This is a genomic window from Marinobacter sp. UBA3604 (genome assembly GCF_002375325.1).
GTDB classification, from domain to species: Bacteria; Pseudomonadota; Gammaproteobacteria; order Pseudomonadales; family Oleiphilaceae; genus Marinobacter; species Marinobacter salarius.
This window is the reverse complement of the sequence record NZ_DFMB01000039.1, coordinates 1-18,017: the sequence shown is the minus strand read 5'-3', so window position 1 is coordinate 18,017 and position 18,017 is coordinate 1. Positions and strand designations below refer to the sequence as shown.

The following is an 18,017-nucleotide window of genomic DNA, read 5'->3' as shown; positions in this document are numbered from 1 at the left end:
TGGTCAGGCCTTTTTTGCGGGCTTCTTGCGGCGGCGTTTCTTGGGGCCGTCACTGCCCAGTTGTGTCAACATACGTTCCTGGCCGCGCTCGTCCGTTTCCTGGAATTCCGTCCACCACTGGCCCAGTCCGGGTTCGATTTCGCCCGAGGCTTCCCTTACCAGCAGGAAGTCATAGGCGGCCCGGAAGCGGGGGTGGGACATGGTGGCGAATGCGCGCTTACCCTGGCGACGTGGCAGGCGCATCTGCAGTTCCCAGATCTCCTTCATCGGGCCGGAGAAGCGCTTGGGGATCGAGGTGGCCTGAACCTGTCGGCCGATCACCTTGGCGATGGCCATGTGCAATGCCGGTTGTACCGGCTCCCCATTATCCTGGCGTTTCCGCCATTCCGCCTGCAGGGCTGGCCAGAGCATGGCCGCAAACAGGAAGTAGGGCGTTACTGACTTGCCCTGAGCGATGCGGGCATCGGTATTTCGCAGGGCCTTGCGGATCAGTTCATCCGGCTCGCCGTTGTTGATGGCCTGCACCGTCTCCGGGAACAAAGGCGCCAGCAGGTTGTATTCGCTGAGCAGGTCGTAAGTGGCTTCACCGAAACCTGCGGAGAACAGCTTAAGCACTTCTTCGAACAGGCGAGCTGGCGGAATGTGCGTGAGCAGTGGTGCCAGTTCCCGGATCGGGGCTTCGGTGTCGGGTTCGATATCGAAGCCCAGCTTGGCGGCGAAGCGTACGGCGCGGAGCATACGTACCGGGTCTTCCCGGTAGCGGGTTTCCGGGTCACCAATCAGGCGCATCTGACGGTTTTCCAGGTCTTCAATGCCGTTTGCGAAATCCACCACGGTGAAGTCGCGGATGCAGTAATAGAGGGCATTCACGGTGAAGTCCCTGCGCAAGGCGTCTTCTTCCAGATTGCCGTAGACGTTATCCCGCAGCAGCAGGCCATGCTCGCTGGTTCTGCGGTCATCGTCGTCGTCATCTTCCTGCGCTTCTGCCGCATTTCCGCGAAAGGTGGTGACCTCAATGACTTCCCGGCCGAACAGGACGTGAACAATGCGGAAGCGCCGGCCAATCAGCCTGGAGTTGCGGAACAGGTCATGCACCTCTTCCGGCGTGGCGTTGGTGGCGATATCAAAATCCTTGGGTTTGCCGCCAAGCAGTATGTCGCGAACACCACCGCCCACCAGATACGCTTCGTAACCGGCATTGTTCAGCCGGCTGAGCACTTTCTTGGCGGGCTCGCTGATGAATGAGCGGGAGACGTTATGCTGGTCCCGGGGTATATCCTGACGTTGATAGGTTCGGGCTTTTTTCTTCCCGTTTCCTGACACGTATGACAATAGTCGTTTAAGCATTGAATTCCGTTATTGCGCTGAGCAAAAGCGAGAGTTTAACGGTTTGGACGGGATTTGCACACGTTTGGCGACACAAGCTGGTGAAAACAACCAAAGGAAGGGCGTAAATGGTCGGTTTGAAAAATGGTTGGGCCAGATAATCAAAAGGCGGATTCGTTTACACGAACCCGCCCTGAAAGCGTTGACGATCTGCATTGTTTTTGTTTTTACCGGGATTTTTCTTCGTTTTTCTACCCCACTGTCAATCCCCAAGTTCAGGGATTCCAGGAGTGCAAACGGAAAGCTTTGAATACACAGAGCAGTCAGAGACATCGGGCAAGTCATTGGGTAAATGCAGTGCCGCCTGGAAGACGATTCTTCTCTACATCTACAACTCGCACGTGCCGTGGGACCACTAAAAAGCAAAGTACCCAAAACACTCAGTTCGCTCACGTTCTGTTTTTGTTTTTGTTACCGAACGTCTTCTACAGCTTTTTGTTCTTGTTGTTGGCGCTGCGTTGTCACTGTTGTTTTTGTTGTTGTGCGCCCTATAGACTGCAGTCCGTGTGCCAGTTTTTGAAAACTGTTTATTAACAGTAGGTTAGTATTATCGGTCTATTTGAGAAGGTGGATCGTAAGACTTAAGTGTTACTGAGGTCGCGTTTTTTAGATCTGGGGTGTTACCGTCAGGAACACTGGGTAACAACTGAGCTCAGGTTCACACTTTCCCGGTAACAATGCTTGTTGAGGGGTACCGGAAAAGTATCAGTTCCCCGAACTTTTCTTTCGTGGGATGCCCAGGCGTTGCCGCCTCTCCCACAGAGATTTACGGCTGATCCCCAGCTTTTGGGCCAGCTCGGTTTCACTCATGCGATCCTGGTTTTCCAGCACAAAGTGTTGGAAATAATCCTCAAGGGAGAGATCACTGGTGGCCTCGGCTTCCCGGGAGGGCGCCTGCTCGTTGTTGCCGTCCACCAGGGTTTCGGGAATGCTGACATCGCCACCTTCACCGTCCAGATCCAGCAGTGACGGGGTGATCAGGTCGTTGTCGCAGAGGATGGTGGCGCGCTCGATGGCATTTTCCAGCTCCCTGACGTTGCCGGGCCAGCGGTGTCGTTCCAGCGCGCGCATGGCCTCTGGTGTCAGGTTCAGGCCGGGTTTGTTCATTTTCTCGCCCTGGCGTTGCAGGAATCGCTGGGCCAGGCCAAGAATATCCGACTGTCTCTCCCGCAGCGGCGGTATGCGAACCTGCATGACGTTCAGTCGGTAAAACAGGTCTTCGCGGAACCCACCCGTCCGTGTCATAGCCTTCAGGTTACGGTGAGTGGCAGCAATCATTCGCACATCCACCTGGCGGCTCTGGGTGGAGCCCACCTTGCGAATCTCGCCTTCCTGCAACACTCGTAGCAGACGGGCCTGGGCCTCGGCGGGCAATTCGCCGATTTCGTCCAGGAACAGGCTGCCGCCGTCGGCCGCTTCGATCAGGCCGGTCCGGGCCGATACCGCCCCGGTAAATGACCCCTTTTCATGACCGAACAGCTCTGACTCGATCAGACTTTCCGGGATGGCGGCGCAGTTTACGGAAATAAGCGGTCTGGCGGCCCGGGGGCTCATCAGGTGAAGCGCACGAGCAGCCAGTTCTTTGCCAGTCCCGGATTCGCCCTGGATCAGCACCGTGGTTTCCGTCGGTGCCACCTTGCGTATCAGGGTGAACACCTTCTGCATGGCATCGCAGTGACCGAACATAATGCTGGCCGGGTCGCTGTCCGGTGCAGCTGCATCTGCCTGATTCGATGATGACTGGGTATTCGAGGAAGAAATCGGCGGCTTTCTGGCGAGAATGCCCTCGACCGCTTCCAGCATTTCATCGTGATCGAAGGGTTTGGCAATGTACTCCACGGCGCCCATTTTCATGGAGTCCACGGCGGAGCGGAGGCTGGCATAGCTGGTCATGATTAGCACCGGAGTGTCCGGTGCGCGCCGTATCAGTTCCGTTCCGGCTGCGCCGGGCAGTCGAAGGTCGGAGATGATCAGGTCAAATTCGCCGGGGTCGTGGTTGTCTTCGGCTTCTTCAACGGAGCCAGCATCGGCAACCTCGTAACCGGCGTGCTGAAGCAGCTTGCGAACCGCTGAACGGATGATCTCTTCGTCTTCTACAATCAGAATGCGAGGCATAACGCGTTTACGACCCTTCGTTCTGGCTGATGGTGGTACCGGTGTCCGGCTCGTAGGCCGGCAACCTCATGCGCACACAGGTGCCGCGGCTAGTGTCAGCATCAGCCGGGCTGTCCACTTGAATGTTGCCGTAATGCTCTTCAATGATGCTGTACACCAGCGACAGGCCCAGGCCCGTTCCTTTGTTGGGGGCCTTGGTGGTGTAAAAAGGCTCGAAGATATGGTCCAGCTGGTCTTTCGGTATGCCGGAGCCGTCATCGGTGACCTCGATAATAGCGGAGTAGCCATCACGGTTTCCACTGATACGCACTTCTCCACCGATGGGTGAGGCGTCCCGGGCATTGGCCAGCAGGTTGATAAACACCTGCACCAGCCGTTGTTCATCCCCCAGGATGGTCAGCTCATTCGGACATTCGTTGCGGTAGTGAATGCCCATGCCCTTGTCACTGAGGGACAGCAGGTTGATGGACTCGTCCACACAACGGTGTATGTCCACCGGTTCGTAGCGGTTGGCGTGGGCATGGTTTCCGGTACGGGCAAAGTTCATCAGCGACTGCAGGATGGTGGAGATCCGCCGGGTCTGCTGTTGGATCTGATCCGCGGTGGACAGAATGTCCGGGTCGTCGGTTTCCAGCTTCAGGTTCTGGGCCAGGGAGGAGATACCGGTGACCGGATTGCCAATTTCGTGGGCGACACCGGCCGCGAGCCGGCCCACGGAGGCCAGGCGCTCGCTGTGCATCAGTTCGTCTTCCAGCAGGCGGGTTTCCGTCTGGTCTTCCACCAGGATGATGCTGCCACCTTCGGTGTGATCGGGGCCACTCAAGGCTGCCTTGTGCAGATTGAGCCAGTGGGGGCGGCCTTTCAGGTCCAGGCGGTGTTTGTACCGGTGCAGGTCCTCACCGCTGTTGAAGTCGTCCAGCAGCAGATGCCAGTGCTCGGGCAGGGCCATCAGTCGGGCACCGACCACGTCGTCAGCCGTGATGCCGGTGAGGGCTTCCATGGCGTTGTTCCACATGAGTATCTCGCCGTCGTCACCCACAGAGCAGGCGGGAATGGGGAGGTTCTGAAGGGTTTGACGGTAATGGCGCCGCAGGTTGTCGAGTTCCCCAGCCAGCCCGGTCAGGCGGTTCTGGTAATCCCCCAGGGCTCGTTCGACATAGCGTATATCCTGTGCGGTGCCGCCGCTGGCCATGGGTTTGTAGCCCAGGTGCCGTTTGACCAGATCACGGGCGACGGCGGGGCCCAGCAATCCTGAAAGGTTTACTTCCACGCGGTCGCGCAAGCGCCGAAGTTGATAAGGCCGATATTCAACGTTGGGTAGTTTGAGCTGGGTAAGGGCTTTTTCGACTTCCCGTCTTGCAACTCCCAGCCCCAACGGAACCGCGAGCTGGCGGGTGAAGTCCGCGGATGAGGTTGCCAGCAACTCCCTGCGCTGGGGGCGGGAAAGTGCGCCCAGGGAGCAAGCCTGGGCAGCTCCGGTTTCTTCGGCGGAACTGGTGCTCAGTACTGAAATCAGGGTGAATATGGTGACATTCACCGTCAGGCTAACGAAGGTGAAGATGTGCCAGTTGCTGTAGTCCGGCACTAGGGGAGCCCCGATGAAATCCAGCAGGTTGGCGGTATGGGAGAACGGCAACACCAGGGTAACCACCCAAATGACCAGGCCGGAGATCAGTCCGGCGATCAGGCCACGGCGATTGCCTTCGGGCCAATAGATCACACCGAGGGCACCGGGAAGCAACTGAAGCATGCCTGATAGTGAAATGGCACCAAGGATCGACAGGTCCAGGTTCTTACCCAGGGTTTCATGGAACAGCAGCGCGGTGAAGATGATGGCGGCGATGAGCAGGCGCTTGACCCACTTCAGCCAGTGGTAGATGTCACCGTGGTCCTTGGGGGTCCGTAATGGAAGCACCGCGTGGTTCAGTACCATGCCCGCCAGTGCCAGGGTGCTGACGATCATCAGGCCGCTGGCGGCGGACAGGCCGGCAATGTACATCATCAATGTCAGCGCTGGACTGCAGAGGGCCTGGGCGGTGCCGATGGCGTAGAAGTTCGGTCCCGTGGTGGCGGCCAGCGCCTGGCCCCCCCAGAGAATCAGAGGGATCGGCAGGCCGAGCAGCAGCAGGTAAAGGGGCAATCCCCAGCTCGCCTTTGCAAGGGCCTTGGGCGACGGATTCTCACTGAACGTCATGTGGTACATGTGGGGAAGCACCAGGGCGCCGGCGAAAGACATCAGCATCAAGGCACGCCAACTGCCGTCGTCAATGCTCATGGTCATAGTGCTCACCGGGGTGCTCTGGTCCGCCAACCAGGTTTCCAGCCCCGACATGCCATCGAATACGCCAAACAGGATGACTCCACCAAGGGTCAGCAGGGAAAAGAGTTTCACCAGGGAGTCAAAGGCAATGGCTAAAACCAGGCCCTGGTGATTCTCGGAACCCTGACTGCGACGGGTGCCGAACAGCATGGCAAACAAAACCACGATAATGCTGAAAAGCACACTGATGAGTTGGGGCGACGTGTCCGGCGCTAACAGGCTGGCAGACGTGGATACCGCCTGGATCTGCATGCTCAGCAGGGCCAGTATGGCGGTGCCGGAACAGATGGTCACCAGCGTGCCCGCCCACTGGCTTCGATACCGGTAGGCGAACAGGTCGGCAAGAGAAGTGAGCTGATAGGCGCGGCCAATCCGCATCACCGGGTTGAGCAGAACCGGCGCCAGCAGAAAGGCACCGCTGATGCCCAGGTAGTAGGCCAGGAAGCCAAACCCAGATTCAGCGGCCATGCCTACCGCGGCGTATACGGCCCAGATGCCGGCGTAGACGCCAAGACTAAGCGTGTAGACAAGGGGGTGTCTGATCCAGCTGCGGGGCAGCGCGCCTTTTTCGGTCACCCACGCAATACCGAAGAGCAGGACCAGGTATAACAGGCTGGCCAGTAATAGGCTGGGTGCGCTAAAACTCATTGGGATCCCGTCGCCATTCCAGCCAGAAGCCGATGGCAATCAGGCCGGCCCAGATTACGTAGGGGCTGTACCAGGCATTCCCAGGTGACGTCCACCAGTCAAGAATGTTGGGAGAGAATATGTAGATGGCCAGAACCAGAAGGAAGACCAGACGGTAGATATACATCAGGCATGATATCCGCACTGTCGCTTGTGAAAAGGTTTATAACACGTCGTTCACCGGGCTGTCAGGTGAATCCGCTCCGGCGCCCAGTTGGCTGCGGCCCGGGCAAGCAGGGTACCGATGTCTGATGCCCCTGCCAACAAACGTTGATCCTGTCCTAATGCGGCGAGGGCCTGTTTCAGGTTGTCTTTCGCTTTCCGGTCATCCAGGGCTGGTGCGTGGTTTTGCTTGCTAAGCTTCTGACCATCGGCGTTGAGAATAACCGGAATGTGCATCCAGTGAGGTGGTGGAGTGCTCAGTGAACGATAGATCTGCTGTTGCTGTGCGGTCATGTCCAACAGGTCGGAGCCCCTGACGACGTGGCTGATTTCCTGGTCGATGTCGTCGGCAACCACCGCCAGTTGGTAGGCGTAGAAGCCTTCCTTTCGCAGGATAACCGGATCGTCCAGTTCGGCGTGTATCTTCTGCAGTTGCGGGCCCAGTAATTGGTCGTGCCACTCGCTGCGCTCTTCGTGAAGGGCAAAGCGGACAGCGAACGGACGTTCTCCCGGTTCGGCCTTCCCTTCACGACAGTGCTCCGGATGGCGCCCATCATTTTCCCGCAGTTGCTTTCGTGAACAGGCACAGCGATAGGCCAGCCCTTGATGGAGTAACTGGTCGATCAATGTGCGGTAGTGGGCGTGGCGCTCTGACTGAAAGCGCACTGGTTCGTCAGAGTGCAGGCCGTGGGCGTCCAGGCTCTCCAATATACGCTGGGTGGCTTCGGGGGATTCCCGTAGAGGGTCAAGGTCTTCGATCCGCACCAGCCAGGCGCCATTGTGACTACGAGCCTCCAGGTAGCTGGCAACCGCGGTGACCAGGGAGCCAAAATGCAGAGGCCCGGTTGGAGACGGCGCAAATCGGCCGCGATAATGGGAATCAGTCATGGCTGGCGAATACCGGCCCCGGGTTCGGGAGCCGGCATACTCAAAGGCCTGGGATCAGATGCCAGTCTGGCGCTCGCGAATTTCAGCGAGGGTCTTGCAGTCGATGCACAATGTCGCGGTTGGCCGTGCCTCGAGGCGACGGATACCGATCTCAACGCCGCACTGGTCGCAGAAGCCGTAGTCGTCCTTGTCGATGCGGTCGATGGTCTGGTCAATCTTCTTGATCAGTTTGCGTTCGCGATCACGTGTTCTCAACTCCAGGCTGAATTCCTCTTCCTGGGTTGCACGGTCACTGGGATCCGCGTAATTTGCCGCGTCTTCCTGCATATGGTGCATCGTGCGGTCCACTTCTTCCATCAGTTCCTGCTTCCATTGCAGCAACAGATTCTTGAAGTGCTCCAGCATTTCCGCACTCATGTAGTCTTCACCCTTCTTCATTTCATAAGGGGTGAAGTTGGTAAAACGTTCGCGTGGTTGTTCTGCAGTATTTGCCATTGAACCCGGCCTCATGTTTGTACTTCGCAAGAACGCTATATTTCCGGCGACCAGCGAATACTGGCCGGTTGTACCCTGGAAAAAGCATTCGTCCTGAAACGGGAATTTGCGGAAAATAGCAGATTAGTCACAGGGGTGCCAGCCTTGTGATGCCTACTTTTGCACGGAGACCAAAATGAAGTTGCCCGCACCATTGATCGAAGGCCGGCTAATACGGCGCTACAAGCGGTTCCTGGCTGATGTCCGGTTGCCGGATGGCAGTGAGGTCATTGCTCATTGTCCCAACACGGGCTCCATGCTGGGGTGTCAGCCCCAGGATGCCCGGGTATGGCTGAGTACCAGTGACAATCCCAAGCGCAAGCTGAAGTATACCTGGGAGCTGGTTGAAACTACTCCGGGCGAGGTGGCCTGCATCAACACGGCGCGACCGAACGCGCAGGCCCGTGAAGCCATTGAAAATGGGGGCGTTCCGGAGCTTGCCGCCTACCAGACCTGCAGGGCAGAAGTGCGTTACGGCACAGAGAAAAGTCGGATCGATCTACACCTGTCAGGTCACGAGCATCATCCGGATGCCTGGGTTGAGGTAAAAAATGTGACCCTATGTGAGGACGGGCAGGGCTTTTTCCCCGATGCCGTAACCTCCCGTGGCCAGAAACACCTGCGGGAACTGATGGCGCAGGCCAGGGCAGGCGAGCGTGCGGTGCTGTTTTTTGTGGTCAATCACACCGGCATCGACAGCGTGCGGCCCGCCGACCATATCGACAGCGCCTACGGTGTGCTGCTTCGTGAGGCAAAGGCGGCCGGCGTTGAGCTGCTGGCATATAGGGCGGAGCTTTCCGGCCCGCAAGGGCCGGATGGCGATATCTCGCTAGGTGAGGCCGTGCCGGTTATTCTGGACGCCTGAGTTGGTTACTTCAGGCGCTTTACATCCCGGGAAGGCCAAAATGTTGGCGGATTCGGTCTGCGACCGCCTCCCCCACATGTTCCTGGTCGGTATACAGGTGAATGGTGTGGGTTTTTTCCTCGGTGGTAAGAGGCTCAAGCCAGGCTTCCTGTTCTTCCAGGAATTCCTCGGTGGCTTCGGAGGCATCACCTGAGCGGTTGCGAGCCCATTCCTTACGGCTTTCCAGGGGCGCTTCGCAGTGCAGGAGAGCGAACGGCATGCCCCGGCTCTCCGCCACGTCCGCCATCATCTCCCGCTCGGACTGTTTCAGGCAGGCAGAGTCTACGATGACCGGCAGGCCGCTGGTCAGCAAGGCGCCGGCCAGTTCGGCCAGGCGCTCATAGGTGCGCTGGTTGGCTTCTTCGGTGTACAGCTTCTCACCGGTCGGGGATTTGCTCTGGTCCAGCGGGCCCAGGCCAAAGAGTCGCTTGCGCTCCACGTCCGAGCGCAGCCGGATCAGCCCCAATTCCGCCGCCATGGAGCCACTGACGCAGGATTTGCCACTGGCGGAGAGCCCGGTGGTGGCCAGTAGATAAGGGTTGGGTATGGCGCTGTAGTCTTCCGCCAGTTGGGCGTAATCACGGTAGCGCTGCATCAGGCCTTCCCGCTCGGAGTCGGTCAGCGATGGGTTGCCGAGAGTGAATAGGGCAATCTTGGCGCGGACCATGGCGCGGTAGGCCTTGTAGAGGGGCAGCAGCGACAGGGCCTCGAAGTCACCCCGGTATTCCAGGTAGGTATTCAATACCAGGTTCGCCAGCTCGGGCTCACGGCGGGACTCCAGGTCCATCAGCAGGAACGCCAGGTCGTTGATCACGTCAATCCAGCGGAAGGGCTCACTGAACTCGATGCAATCGAATACTGTCACGTCGCCGTCATAGATCGTGATATTTGCCAGGTGCAGGTCGCCATGGCACTCCCGTACAAATCCGCCCTCGTAGCGCTCGGAAATCAGGGCCGATTGGCGCTCAAAGGTGCTGCGGGTCCATTGCTCCAGGTTGTCGAGCTGAAGCAGGAGCACGTCATCGTCAATCATCGGGCGGATCTGGTCGAAGTTTTCCTGCATCGCAGCGAAGACTGCTTCCGGCGTTCCCAGTGGTTTGCCGGATTCAACCGGTGGTTGGCTGTCGTGGAAGTCCGCGGCCTGCCGCGCGAGGCTGGTGAGCAGCTCAGGCGTGAGTTTGCTGTTTTCCTGTCGCACGTCAAACAGTTCGTTCTGGTCGAACTGGCGCATGCGAATGGCATACTCGAACGCGTCCTCCTGGCCACCGAGCGCCGGAGCCTCGGTCGAGCCGGTGATGGGCACTACGTCGAGGTATAGATTGTTGGCGAGACGCCGATTCAGCCGCAATTCCTCTTCGCAAAAATGCTTGCGCCGCGCCAGGGTCGAGAAGTCGAGAAAGCCGAAGTCCATCGGCTTCTTGATTTTGTAGGCATAGTCGCCGGTCAGGATGACCCATGAGATGTGCGTTTCGATAACCTGAAAGTCTTTCACCGGGTGGTCATACAGCGCCGGATTCTGCAGTGCCAGAATCAGGTTGTCGGAAGGTGCGTCGCTCACGGCTCTCTCCTTGGGTTCCTTGAACTCGTTGATTTTTATCGCCCCCATCATAACGAGCAAAACGGGCAGATTACAGAAATAACACACGGATGACCTGCCGTACCGACGCCCGGATTCGTTATAATCCCGCCATGAAAAAATCTGCTTCCCCCCGGAAATCGCCCAAGAAAAACACCCGCAAGGGAAAGTCTGCCCGCCGGCCCTGGTTCTGGCGCCTGTTTCTGCGCGTCTTTTTTATCGGCGTGGTGCTGCTCGCCGGTTGGATGGTCTACCTGGATGCGGTGGTCACTTCCCGCTTTGAAGGCCGTCGATTTGAAGTGCCGTCTCGAGTTTATGCGAGACCACTGGAGCTGTATGACGGCGCGAGCGTCAGCTCAGGCGCGCTGCAGCGGGAGCTTGAACTGTCCGGCTACCGTGCTGGGGATGGCAGCCAGGCAGGTACCTATCGCCGCAATGGCGGCCACTTCATTATCAGCACGCGGGGCTTTTTGTTTACTGACGGGCTGGAACCTCGTAGGCGCCTGTCGCTCAACATATACAGCGACCAGGTACAGGATTTCCGGGTACTGTCGGGCGATCCTTCACCGATTGTGCGTCTGGCACCGGCCCAGATTGGCGGTATCTATCCCGCCCACAAGGAAGATCGGGTGTTGGTGCAACTTGCGAATGTGCCTGAACTTTTCACCGATACGCTGTTGGCCGTTGAGGACCGCAATTTCCATGACCATGTCGGGATCGCCCCACTATCGATTGGCAGGGCAATGCTGGCCAATATCCGGGCCGGGCAGATCGTGCAGGGGGGCAGCACACTGACCCAGCAGTTGGTGAAGAACTTCTTCCTGACCCGGGATCAGACCTTGTTGCGCAAGGGCAACGAAGCCCTGATGTCGCTGCTGCTGGAACTCCATTACGAAAAGAACGACATACTGGAAACCTACGTCAACGAGGTTTACGTGGGGCAGGCAGGTACACGAGCCATTCACGGGTTCGGGCTGGCCAGCCAGTTCTATTTCGGCGAGTCAATTCGTGATCTTCAAGCCCATCAGATCGCCTTGTTGGTCGGCCTGGTGAAGGGGCCGAGCTACTATAACCCCCGGCGCCATCCGGAGCGTGCCTTGTCCCGTCGCAACCTGGTCATTGATGTGATGGCCGAAACCAATCTCATCAGCGAAGAGGACGCCGCCAGGGCCCGTGCCCAGCCGTTGGGTGTTACGAACCAGGCTTCATACTCTGAAAACCGGTACCCGGCCTACATCGATCTGGTTCGTCGTCACCTGGCCCGGGATTACAAGCAGGAAGATCTGCAGAGTGAGGGGCTTCGCATCTTCACCACCCTGAACCCCGCGATCCAGTATGCGGCGGAATTTGCCGTCAAGGATATGCTCGGGCGAATGGAGGGGAGTTCCGATACCACGCTGGAATCCGCCATGGTAGTGACCTCGCGGGACAGTGGAGAGGTGTTGGCCCTGGTTGGTGGGCGTGACCCGAAATACGCCGGTTTCAATCGCGCCGTGGATGCGAGCCGTCCTATCGGTTCCCTGGTCAAGCCGTTCGTTTACCTGACGGCGTTGCAGAACCCGGATCGGTATACCCTGATCACGCCTGTCGAGGACAAGGGCTTCTCCCTGGTGTTCGACGACGGACGCCGTTGGGAGCCGGAAAACTACGATAAGGAACAGCGCGGCGAGGTGCCCCTGCACAAGGCGCTCTCCCAGTCGTATAACTTGCCTACTGTGCGTGTAGGGCTGGATGTGGGTATCGGCGCCGTGAAGTCTACCTTGCAGGGATTTGGCGTTCCCGGCGGTATTTCAGAGTACCCCTCAATGTTACTGGGCTCAGTCTCCATGACGCCGGTAACGGTCGCCCAGATCTATCAGGGGCTGGCTACCTCCGGTTTCAATACGCCCCTGAGAACCATCCGGCAGGTCACCGATGCGCAAGGCGAGGCCCTGTCGCGCTATAGCCTGAAAGTGGATCAGGTAGCGGATCCCGCCGCGGTACATCTTGTCCAGTATGTTATGCAGGAAACCATGCAGGAAGGCACCGGGCGTTCCGCGTACCGCACCGTGCCCAGGGAGCTCTCGCTTGCAGGGAAGACCGGAACCACCGATGATGGCCGCGATTCCTGGTTTGCCGGTTTCAGCGGCGACTTGCTGGCGGTGACCTGGGTTGGCCGGGACGATAACGGCCCAACGTCTCTGACCGGTGCCACCGGCGCGTTACCGGTGTGGTCCCGGTTTATGAGCCAGGTACCGCAGCACGGCTTCTCGCCGGTGGTGCCGGATGGCGTAGAGTACCTCTGGGTCAATCCCGACGAAGTCGCCCTGACAGAAGAACATTGTGACAATGCACGCCTCGTACCGTTCATCACCGGCAGTGAGCCTGATATGGAGGTTTCCTGCGGAGGTAATATCGAGCGGCGGATACGGGGCTGGTTTGAAGGACTCTTCCAATGAAATCGAACACGTTTAAATACGCTGGTTTATTGGCTTTGTCGCTGACGGTGGCCGGTTGCGCCTCTGGCCCGGGCGGTGGCTCCATTTATGTGCCAGCCGGTGATAGGTCATCCCCTGACGAGGCACCCCAACCGCCACAAACCAGTGAGCCGCGTGACGAACCGCGGGTTGAACGTAAAAGCGAGCAGCCTGATCAACCGGTGCGACAGCCAGAACGCACGGCCCCCAGCTACCAGGATGAAGGAGACGCTCTGTCACCGGCAGCACGAAGCCTTATCCAGCGGGCGGACAGCCTGATGGCGTCCGGAGAAACCCAGGCCGCCGTGGCGCAACTGGAGCGGGCGCAGCGAATCGCTCCACGCTCGGCGCAGGTGTACTTCAAGCTCTCGCAAGCCTACGTGGCACTGGATCAACTGGGGTCGGCGGAGCAGTTCACGTTGAAAGGGTTGTCTTTGGCCGGCAGCAATTCGTCATTGCAGCGCTCGGGATGGTTGCTGCTGGCGGATATCCGGCGTGCCAGGGGGAATGTGGCTGGGGCGGATCAGGCTGAGGCGCGTGCGTCGGCCTTGTGATTTGCGGTAACTGGAGCCGGGCAGTGTTTGAACTGCCCGGCTATCTATCGAGAACTACGGCTGTGTCTGGAGTTCAAAATCAGCGGTAGACGTCTCGCTAGCAACAACGGTGACATTTTGAGCTCCGTTGAAGTTGATGTCGTCGTCTGATGGTTCTCCTTGATCGTTCTCGATCAGGTCATCCCCGCAGGTATAACTCACGGTGTACTCGCCAGCTGGAATGAAAGCGGCGGTGTAGGTATAGGTTCCGTTTTCGTCGACCGGAGCAACAACCAGCGGTTCGTTTTCGCTGCCAATGTCGTCAGGCACGGCATCTGCACCTTCATGAACGTAGACATTGCCTGCAAATTCAGGAGTCATTGCGTCACCACATTCCTGAGTGATCAGTTCGCCAGCTACCGTACCCTCGATAGTGCCGACCTCAGAGTTGTCGACAAGCCTGAGTACCGGCTTGAGTCGATAGCTGTCCTGCCCGACAGGGTTAACCAGTGACTTGCGAACATCGAAGTCGATGGTAAAGCTGACTTCACCTCCGGCAGGAACGGTAAACCCTGATGTCTGTACGCCTCTTTCCGATGGAGTGGTAAGGATGTGAGAGCTTCCGTCATCAAGAAGGACGGTGTTGTCGTCGCCGAGTTCGATTCTCATCCAGTTGTAGTTGCCAGCCGGAACTTCCTCATCAGTGACGAGGCTTTCAAATGAACCTCCCTGCAGGTCGAGAAGATTGATCGGTGCGGGGAATTCCAGCTCAAACCTGCGACGTTCGCCGTCTGAAGGTTGAAGTACCAGCGCGGTAACCTCAATGTTTACTTCCTGGGCGCTGTCTACAGGTGCATCAGTCAGTCCGACGCTTACGCTGCCTGTTTCCCCTCCGCTAAGACTACTGCTGTCGCTGTCACCGCCACAGGCAGTCAGCGCTCCGGTAAAGCCAAGTATTGTCAGGTATTTCAGAGACTGATTCATTGCAAACCTCCTTAGGGAAAGACACTGGCCGGTTGAAGAAATGTTGGGTGGCCACAAGGGCATAACGCTGAAATGTCGTCAGCCGTTCCATTGTGTCTGCTAACCCTTGCCTCTTGGACGGCTGATGCGACTTTGATCGGTGGTTTGGTCATGGGCCAATACTTACGTGCGGATTGTGTTGTAAACTGCGTCCTCTTTTTGCGCGATTAATCAGACGAGTACCGGTTTTGGCTTTACTTTCCTTTAACCCTTCCCGGGCCAAGCGATTTGAGAAACTGGTGCAGCCGCATTTGGAGGCTATGTACCGGTTTGCGTATCGTTTGGCTGGGCAGCAACAGGATGCCGAGGATTTGGTTCAGGATGTGGTCTTGAAACTATATCCCCGTCTCTCGGAGCTGGAATCAGTGGAGCAACTGAGGCCATGGTTGAATCGCGTGTTGTACCGGCACTTTATTGATCAGGTCCGTCGCAAAGGACGTCGCGCCGACAGGCCTGTTAGCGACGTAGCAGAGCCGGAACAGCAATCCTCCTTTCTAGACTCCTACGCCGCGGATGTCCCCGATCTCAGTGAGCAGATCAGTTCTGAGCGCTTGAAGCCCGTTATGGATGAGATTATTCAGACTCTGTCGCCGGATCGGCGCACTCTGATGCTGCTGCACGATGTGGATGGCTGGAGCCAGGAAGATATTGCTCAGGTGCTTGAAATACCGGTTGGCACGGTGAAGTCGAGAGTCCATCGTTGTCGGGCCGCCCTGCGGGAAAAGTTACTTGAGCGTCCGGAACTTTTTCCGCAGGCCGAGCGTGTGAAAGAATGAGGTGATGGCAATGATGTGTGACGAGTGCAAAAACAATCTGGGTTCCTGGGCCAAGGCCGAGCTGTCGGCTGCTCAGGCTAACCGCCTTGAGCAGCATCTTGCCGAGTGTGAGAGCTGTTCCGTTGCCGCACACAACGAATTGGCAATCGTCACCGCGATGCGTGAAAGTCAGGAGATACCGCCCTCGTCGCCGGGTTTTGAGAAACAGGTTCTGGATGTTGCCATCGGAAGGGAGCGCCGGTCCCGCAAAAGCCTTACGGACTACGGTTGGAGTGCCCCGTGGGTGGGAGGTGCCATTGCGGCGGCCCTGGTCCTGGGGATTGCACTTGGTTTTGGCTGGCGTTCAGGCCAGGAACCGGCGGATGAATTGGCGCAGATTAAAACGGATTCAGTAACCGATCATCGAGTAACCGTTGTTGATGAAAGCGCGGATGAACGCTCGGCACTGAAGCCGGTTGCCCGGAATGTTCGGCTTGCGTTTCGCTCCAGGGAAGCGCTGCAGGGTGTTACTTTGACAGTGGAATTGCCGCCTCATGTAGAGGTTTCTGATTATCCCGGGCACCAAAGGTTGAGCTGGAGAGTTGATCTGGATAAAGGCGAAAATGTGGTAAACCTGCCATTAAACATTCTGTTCTCTGGTGAGGGTGAGCTGGTCGCTCATCTTGACGATGGCCAAAGAACCAAAACGTTCCGGGCCAGTCTCAACGGCCCATCAATAAATGGACGTCCGGAGCCCTCGTCATGATGTCGGGAATCTGGCAGAGAGCTGTCTGTTTCGTCGGTCTCAGCCTGTTTTTGGTGGGACCGTCAACGGTTTTTGCCAGTGATGATCTTGATGTGACCATGAGAATGGTTACAGACGACGAAGACCTTACGGAATCTGTCGTGCGTGAGATTAACCTGCGTGAACCGGTATCACTTGGTCGACCGTCGAAAGATCGTGGCATCGATAAGTCGGTTCATTCCGCGGATAAGGCCCGGGACGCACGCGAGAGAGGGCGGGATGCCGCCAACGCAGCGTCTGAGCGGGCTCGGGAAGTCCGTAATGACAATGGGCGAAAGGGGCGGCCTGAGTTGCCTGATCTGCCAGATGTCTCCAATCGTCCCGACCGGCCCTAGCTTCCCTTGCTAACTACTTACTAACTATACGGCATCGTAATTTTCCTTCTGCGACGAAGCACTTCGTCAGTTGCTATACTCCGGTTTTTGTCGTGCCCTCACTCAACGCGTCTGTTTTGAGGGGCGCCACCACAGCGTATTTCCGGAGTAAAGCTTGGGGTTCCCACGATCAGCCATTCTGTTTATTGCCCTGATGACCTCGACTCCTGCGGCGATGGCCATGGAGGTCACCAATAGGCCGGATTTCGATGCCGGTGTGGAGGCCTTTCGGCAAGGAAACCTGGAAGAGGCCCGGATTTTTTTCGAGCGAGCTCGGGCGGCTGGCACCAACTCTCCATCCCTACTCTACAATCTCGGCGTTGTTTACTTCCGTCTCGGCGATCTCGAGTCGGCCGAAACCGTATTCCTGACATTGCTGGAAACGCCTCATGCGCCTCTGGCTTACTACAACCTCGGTCTGGTAAAGCAGAGGATGGGTAAGGTGGGCGACGCCCGCCAGTGGTTCGAACGTGCTGCCAGCGAGGATTCACCTGAAGAAGTCCAAACGTTGGCTCGTCACCAGCTGGCTGATGTCACCGCGGAATCTCCATTGGGTCAGCGCCATGGTAGTGGCTATCTCGCCGTCGCTGGCGGATACGACGACAATATTGCTGGAACTCCGGATGATGTTTCCAGTGATAAGGAAGGCGGGTTTGCGGATGCGCTGGCGGCGGGAACTGTTCAACTCGGAATGAAGGAACTCAGCTTGCACGGGGTTGCTTTCACTCGTCAGTACCCTGGGAACTCTGCCTTTAATAACACTTATCTCAGCACTGGTGCGTCGTTGCCGAAAGAGCTGGGAGACGGAGAGCTTACATCAACCCTGAGCCTGTCGGCATCCTGGTTTGGCGGTGATCCCCTTGAGCGCGAGGCCCGGGTCGAGATGCTCTATCATCCCGATCGGTGCGTTTTGGCTCCTGTGGTCTCTGGTGTTGAATGCAGCGTAAGTGGTTCGGTTTCAACGATTGACGGTGGCAGCGATTACAGCGCCTACGATGGAGAAATGCTGCGATTCCGCGCCAGCGCCGATAAAGCGTTGGGAAGTTGGGTTCTGAGCGGTCATTATCAGCTGGAAGATAACCATCGAAGGGATCTCTCGACACAGCAGGAGTTCTTCAGTGTATCTCCCATACGAAATCTTGTGTCGGCGGAAGTCCGTCACTATGTGTCGGGCCGATTTTCGTTGGGCGGCAAGGCCGATGTTCGTTACTCCCGCTACAAGGATGACCAACGATTCGTGTCGAACGGGGCTCTGGTCTCTGAGCGGCGCACGGATAACCGGTTGCGCGGTTCGCTGCTGGCGGAATACCGACTGGCCGGGGAATGGATGATGCTGGCGGAATGGAGCATGCTGGACAACCGCAGTACCATTGAACGTTATGACTACAGCCGTCGGGAAGTGATGCTCGGGTTTGAGACCGTGTTCTGAAGTCATGGCGGGATATCCGTATCCAGCCATGGCGAACGGGGCTATTTAAAGGTTCATCGCGGGTTAGCGT

15 protein-coding genes are annotated in these 18,017 nt (G+C 57.7%); 7 read left to right on the top strand and 8 right to left on the bottom strand.

Annotation, left to right across the window (positions count from 1 at the left end):
- Nucleotides 1–3: 3 nt before the first annotated feature.
- The 6 genes from pcnB to dksA form a co-directional block, all read right to left on the bottom strand.
- The gene (gene pcnB, locus B2590_RS11450) at nucleotides 4–1,347 is read right to left on the bottom strand and encodes a polynucleotide adenylyltransferase PcnB (RefSeq protein WP_041332651.1); all 1,344 of its coding nucleotides are present in this window, start codon (nucleotides 1,345–1,347) and stop codon (nucleotides 4–6) included.
- A gap of 744 nt (nucleotides 1,348–2,091) precedes the next feature.
- Nucleotides 2,092–3,501 (bottom strand): sigma-54-dependent transcriptional regulator, encoded by a 1,410-nt coding sequence (locus B2590_RS11445; RefSeq protein WP_286809876.1) that lies wholly within the window; start codon nucleotides 3,499–3,501, stop codon nucleotides 2,092–2,094.
- 7 nt (nucleotides 3,502–3,508) lie between these two features.
- Entirely contained in the window at nucleotides 3,509–6,469 is a 2,961-nt protein-coding gene (locus tag B2590_RS11440) for an ATP-binding protein (RefSeq protein WP_286809875.1), read from the bottom strand.
- Nucleotides 6,459–6,635 carry a hypothetical protein gene (locus B2590_RS11435; protein ID WP_007153470.1) on the bottom strand — a complete coding sequence of 59 codons (177 nt, stop codon included), beginning with the start codon at nucleotides 6,633–6,635 and terminating at the stop codon, nucleotides 6,459–6,461. The genes B2590_RS11440 and B2590_RS11435 overlap by 11 nt, the downstream gene beginning before the upstream one ends.
- Before the next feature lie 50 nt (nucleotides 6,636–6,685).
- Nucleotides 6,686–7,558 carry a tRNA glutamyl-Q(34) synthetase GluQRS gene (gene gluQRS / locus B2590_RS11430; protein WP_075195708.1) on the bottom strand — a complete coding sequence of 291 codons (873 nt, stop codon included), beginning with the start codon at nucleotides 7,556–7,558 and terminating at the stop codon, nucleotides 6,686–6,688.
- Nucleotides 7,559–7,612: 54 nt separating this feature from the next.
- Complete coding sequence (gene dksA, locus B2590_RS11425; protein ID WP_075195707.1) at nucleotides 7,613–8,053, bottom strand: RNA polymerase-binding protein DksA; 441 nt, start codon at nucleotides 8,051–8,053, stop codon at nucleotides 7,613–7,615.
- A gap of 175 nt (nucleotides 8,054–8,228) precedes the next feature.
- Here dksA and sfsA point away from each other — a divergent pair, with 175 nt between their 5' ends.
- Nucleotides 8,229–8,957: a DNA/RNA nuclease SfsA gene (gene sfsA / locus B2590_RS11420; RefSeq protein ID WP_075195706.1), complete on the top strand. Its 729-nt coding sequence runs from the start codon at nucleotides 8,229–8,231 to the stop codon at nucleotides 8,955–8,957.
- A 19-nt stretch (nucleotides 8,958–8,976) separates the two neighbouring features.
- Here the strand turns inward: sfsA and B2590_RS11415 are convergent, their stop codons facing one another.
- Nucleotides 8,977–10,605, bottom strand: a complete 1,629-nt coding sequence (locus B2590_RS11415; protein ID WP_286809874.1) for an AAA family ATPase — start codon at nucleotides 10,603–10,605, stop codon at nucleotides 8,977–8,979.
- 80 nt (nucleotides 10,606–10,685) lie between these two features.
- Here B2590_RS11415 and mrcB point away from each other — a divergent pair, with 80 nt between their 5' ends.
- Nucleotides 10,686–13,010 carry a penicillin-binding protein 1B gene (gene mrcB, locus B2590_RS11410; protein WP_286847948.1) on the top strand — a complete coding sequence of 775 codons (2,325 nt, stop codon included), beginning with the start codon at nucleotides 10,686–10,688 and terminating at the stop codon, nucleotides 13,008–13,010.
- Nucleotides 13,007–13,582, top strand: a complete 576-nt coding sequence (locus B2590_RS11405; protein ID WP_286809872.1) for a tetratricopeptide repeat protein — start codon at nucleotides 13,007–13,009, stop codon at nucleotides 13,580–13,582. The genes mrcB and B2590_RS11405 overlap by 4 nt, the downstream gene beginning before the upstream one ends.
- A gap of 54 nt (nucleotides 13,583–13,636) precedes the next feature.
- Here B2590_RS11405 and B2590_RS11400 read toward each other — a convergent pair whose 3' ends face one another.
- A complete protein-coding gene (locus B2590_RS11400; RefSeq protein ID WP_075195704.1) occupies nucleotides 13,637–14,545 on the bottom strand; it encodes a DUF4382 domain-containing protein in 909 nt (302 codons plus the stop codon).
- Nucleotides 14,546–14,823: 278 nt separating this feature from the next.
- On the opposite strand from B2590_RS11400, the gene B2590_RS11395 reads away from it, so the two are divergent.
- The 4 genes from B2590_RS11395 (at nucleotide 14,824) to B2590_RS11380 (ending at nucleotide 17,947) form a co-directional block, all read left to right on the top strand.
- The gene (locus tag B2590_RS11395; RefSeq protein ID WP_228210406.1) at nucleotides 14,824–15,360 is read left to right on the top strand and encodes an RNA polymerase sigma factor; all 537 of its coding nucleotides are present in this window, start codon (nucleotides 14,824–14,826) and stop codon (nucleotides 15,358–15,360) included.
- Nucleotides 15,361–15,364: 4 nt separating this feature from the next.
- A complete protein-coding gene (locus B2590_RS11390) occupies nucleotides 15,365–16,105 on the top strand; it encodes an anti-sigma factor family protein (RefSeq protein WP_083637215.1) in 741 nt (246 codons plus the stop codon).
- A 98-nt stretch (nucleotides 16,106–16,203) separates the two neighbouring features.
- The gene (locus B2590_RS11385) at nucleotides 16,204–16,479 is read left to right on the top strand and encodes a hypothetical protein (protein ID WP_273064299.1); all 276 of its coding nucleotides are present in this window, start codon (nucleotides 16,204–16,206) and stop codon (nucleotides 16,477–16,479) included.
- Between the two features lie 154 nt (nucleotides 16,480–16,633).
- On the top strand, nucleotides 16,634–17,947 hold the full coding sequence (locus tag B2590_RS11380) for a tetratricopeptide repeat protein (protein ID WP_083637214.1): 1,314 nt from the start codon (nucleotides 16,634–16,636) through the stop codon (nucleotides 17,945–17,947).
- Nucleotides 17,948–18,017 lie beyond the last annotated feature (70 nt).

What these genes read in the sequence shown, in the direction of transcription:
- B2590_RS11445 (WP_286809876.1), bottom strand. Translation starts at nt 3,501, where the DNA reads ATGCCTCGCATTCTGATTGTAGAAGACGAAGAGATCATCCGTTCAGCG.
- B2590_RS11400 (WP_075195704.1), bottom strand. Translation starts at nt 14,545, where the DNA reads ATGAATCAGTCTCTGAAATACCTGACAATACTTGGCTTTACCGGAGCG.
- B2590_RS11390 (WP_083637215.1), top strand. Translation starts at nt 15,365, where the DNA reads ATGGCAATGATGTGTGACGAGTGCAAAAACAATCTGGGTTCCTGGGCC.
- B2590_RS11385 (WP_273064299.1), top strand. Translation starts at nt 16,204, where the DNA reads ATGAGAATGGTTACAGACGACGAAGACCTTACGGAATCTGTCGTGCGT.
- B2590_RS11435 (WP_007153470.1), bottom strand. Translation starts at nt 6,635, where the DNA reads ATGTATATCTACCGTCTGGTCTTCCTTCTGGTTCTGGCCATCTACATA.
- pcnB (WP_041332651.1), bottom strand. Translation starts at nt 1,347, where the DNA reads ATGCTTAAACGACTATTGTCATACGTGTCAGGAAACGGGAAGAAAAAA.
- B2590_RS11405 (WP_286809872.1), top strand. Translation starts at nt 13,007, where the DNA reads ATGAAATCGAACACGTTTAAATACGCTGGTTTATTGGCTTTGTCGCTG.
- mrcB (WP_286847948.1), top strand. Translation starts at nt 10,686, where the DNA reads ATGAAAAAATCTGCTTCCCCCCGGAAATCGCCCAAGAAAAACACCCGC.
- dksA (WP_075195707.1), bottom strand. Translation starts at nt 8,053, where the DNA reads ATGGCAAATACTGCAGAACAACCACGCGAACGTTTTACCAACTTCACC.
- sfsA (WP_075195706.1), top strand. Translation starts at nt 8,229, where the DNA reads ATGAAGTTGCCCGCACCATTGATCGAAGGCCGGCTAATACGGCGCTAC.
- gluQRS (WP_075195708.1), bottom strand. Translation starts at nt 7,558, where the DNA reads ATGACTGATTCCCATTATCGCGGCCGATTTGCGCCGTCTCCAACCGGG.
- B2590_RS11415 (WP_286809874.1), bottom strand. Translation starts at nt 10,605, where the DNA reads ATGATGGGGGCGATAAAAATCAACGAGTTCAAGGAACCCAAGGAGAGA.
- B2590_RS11440 (WP_286809875.1), bottom strand. Translation starts at nt 6,469, where the DNA reads ATGAGTTTTAGCGCACCCAGCCTATTACTGGCCAGCCTGTTATACCTG.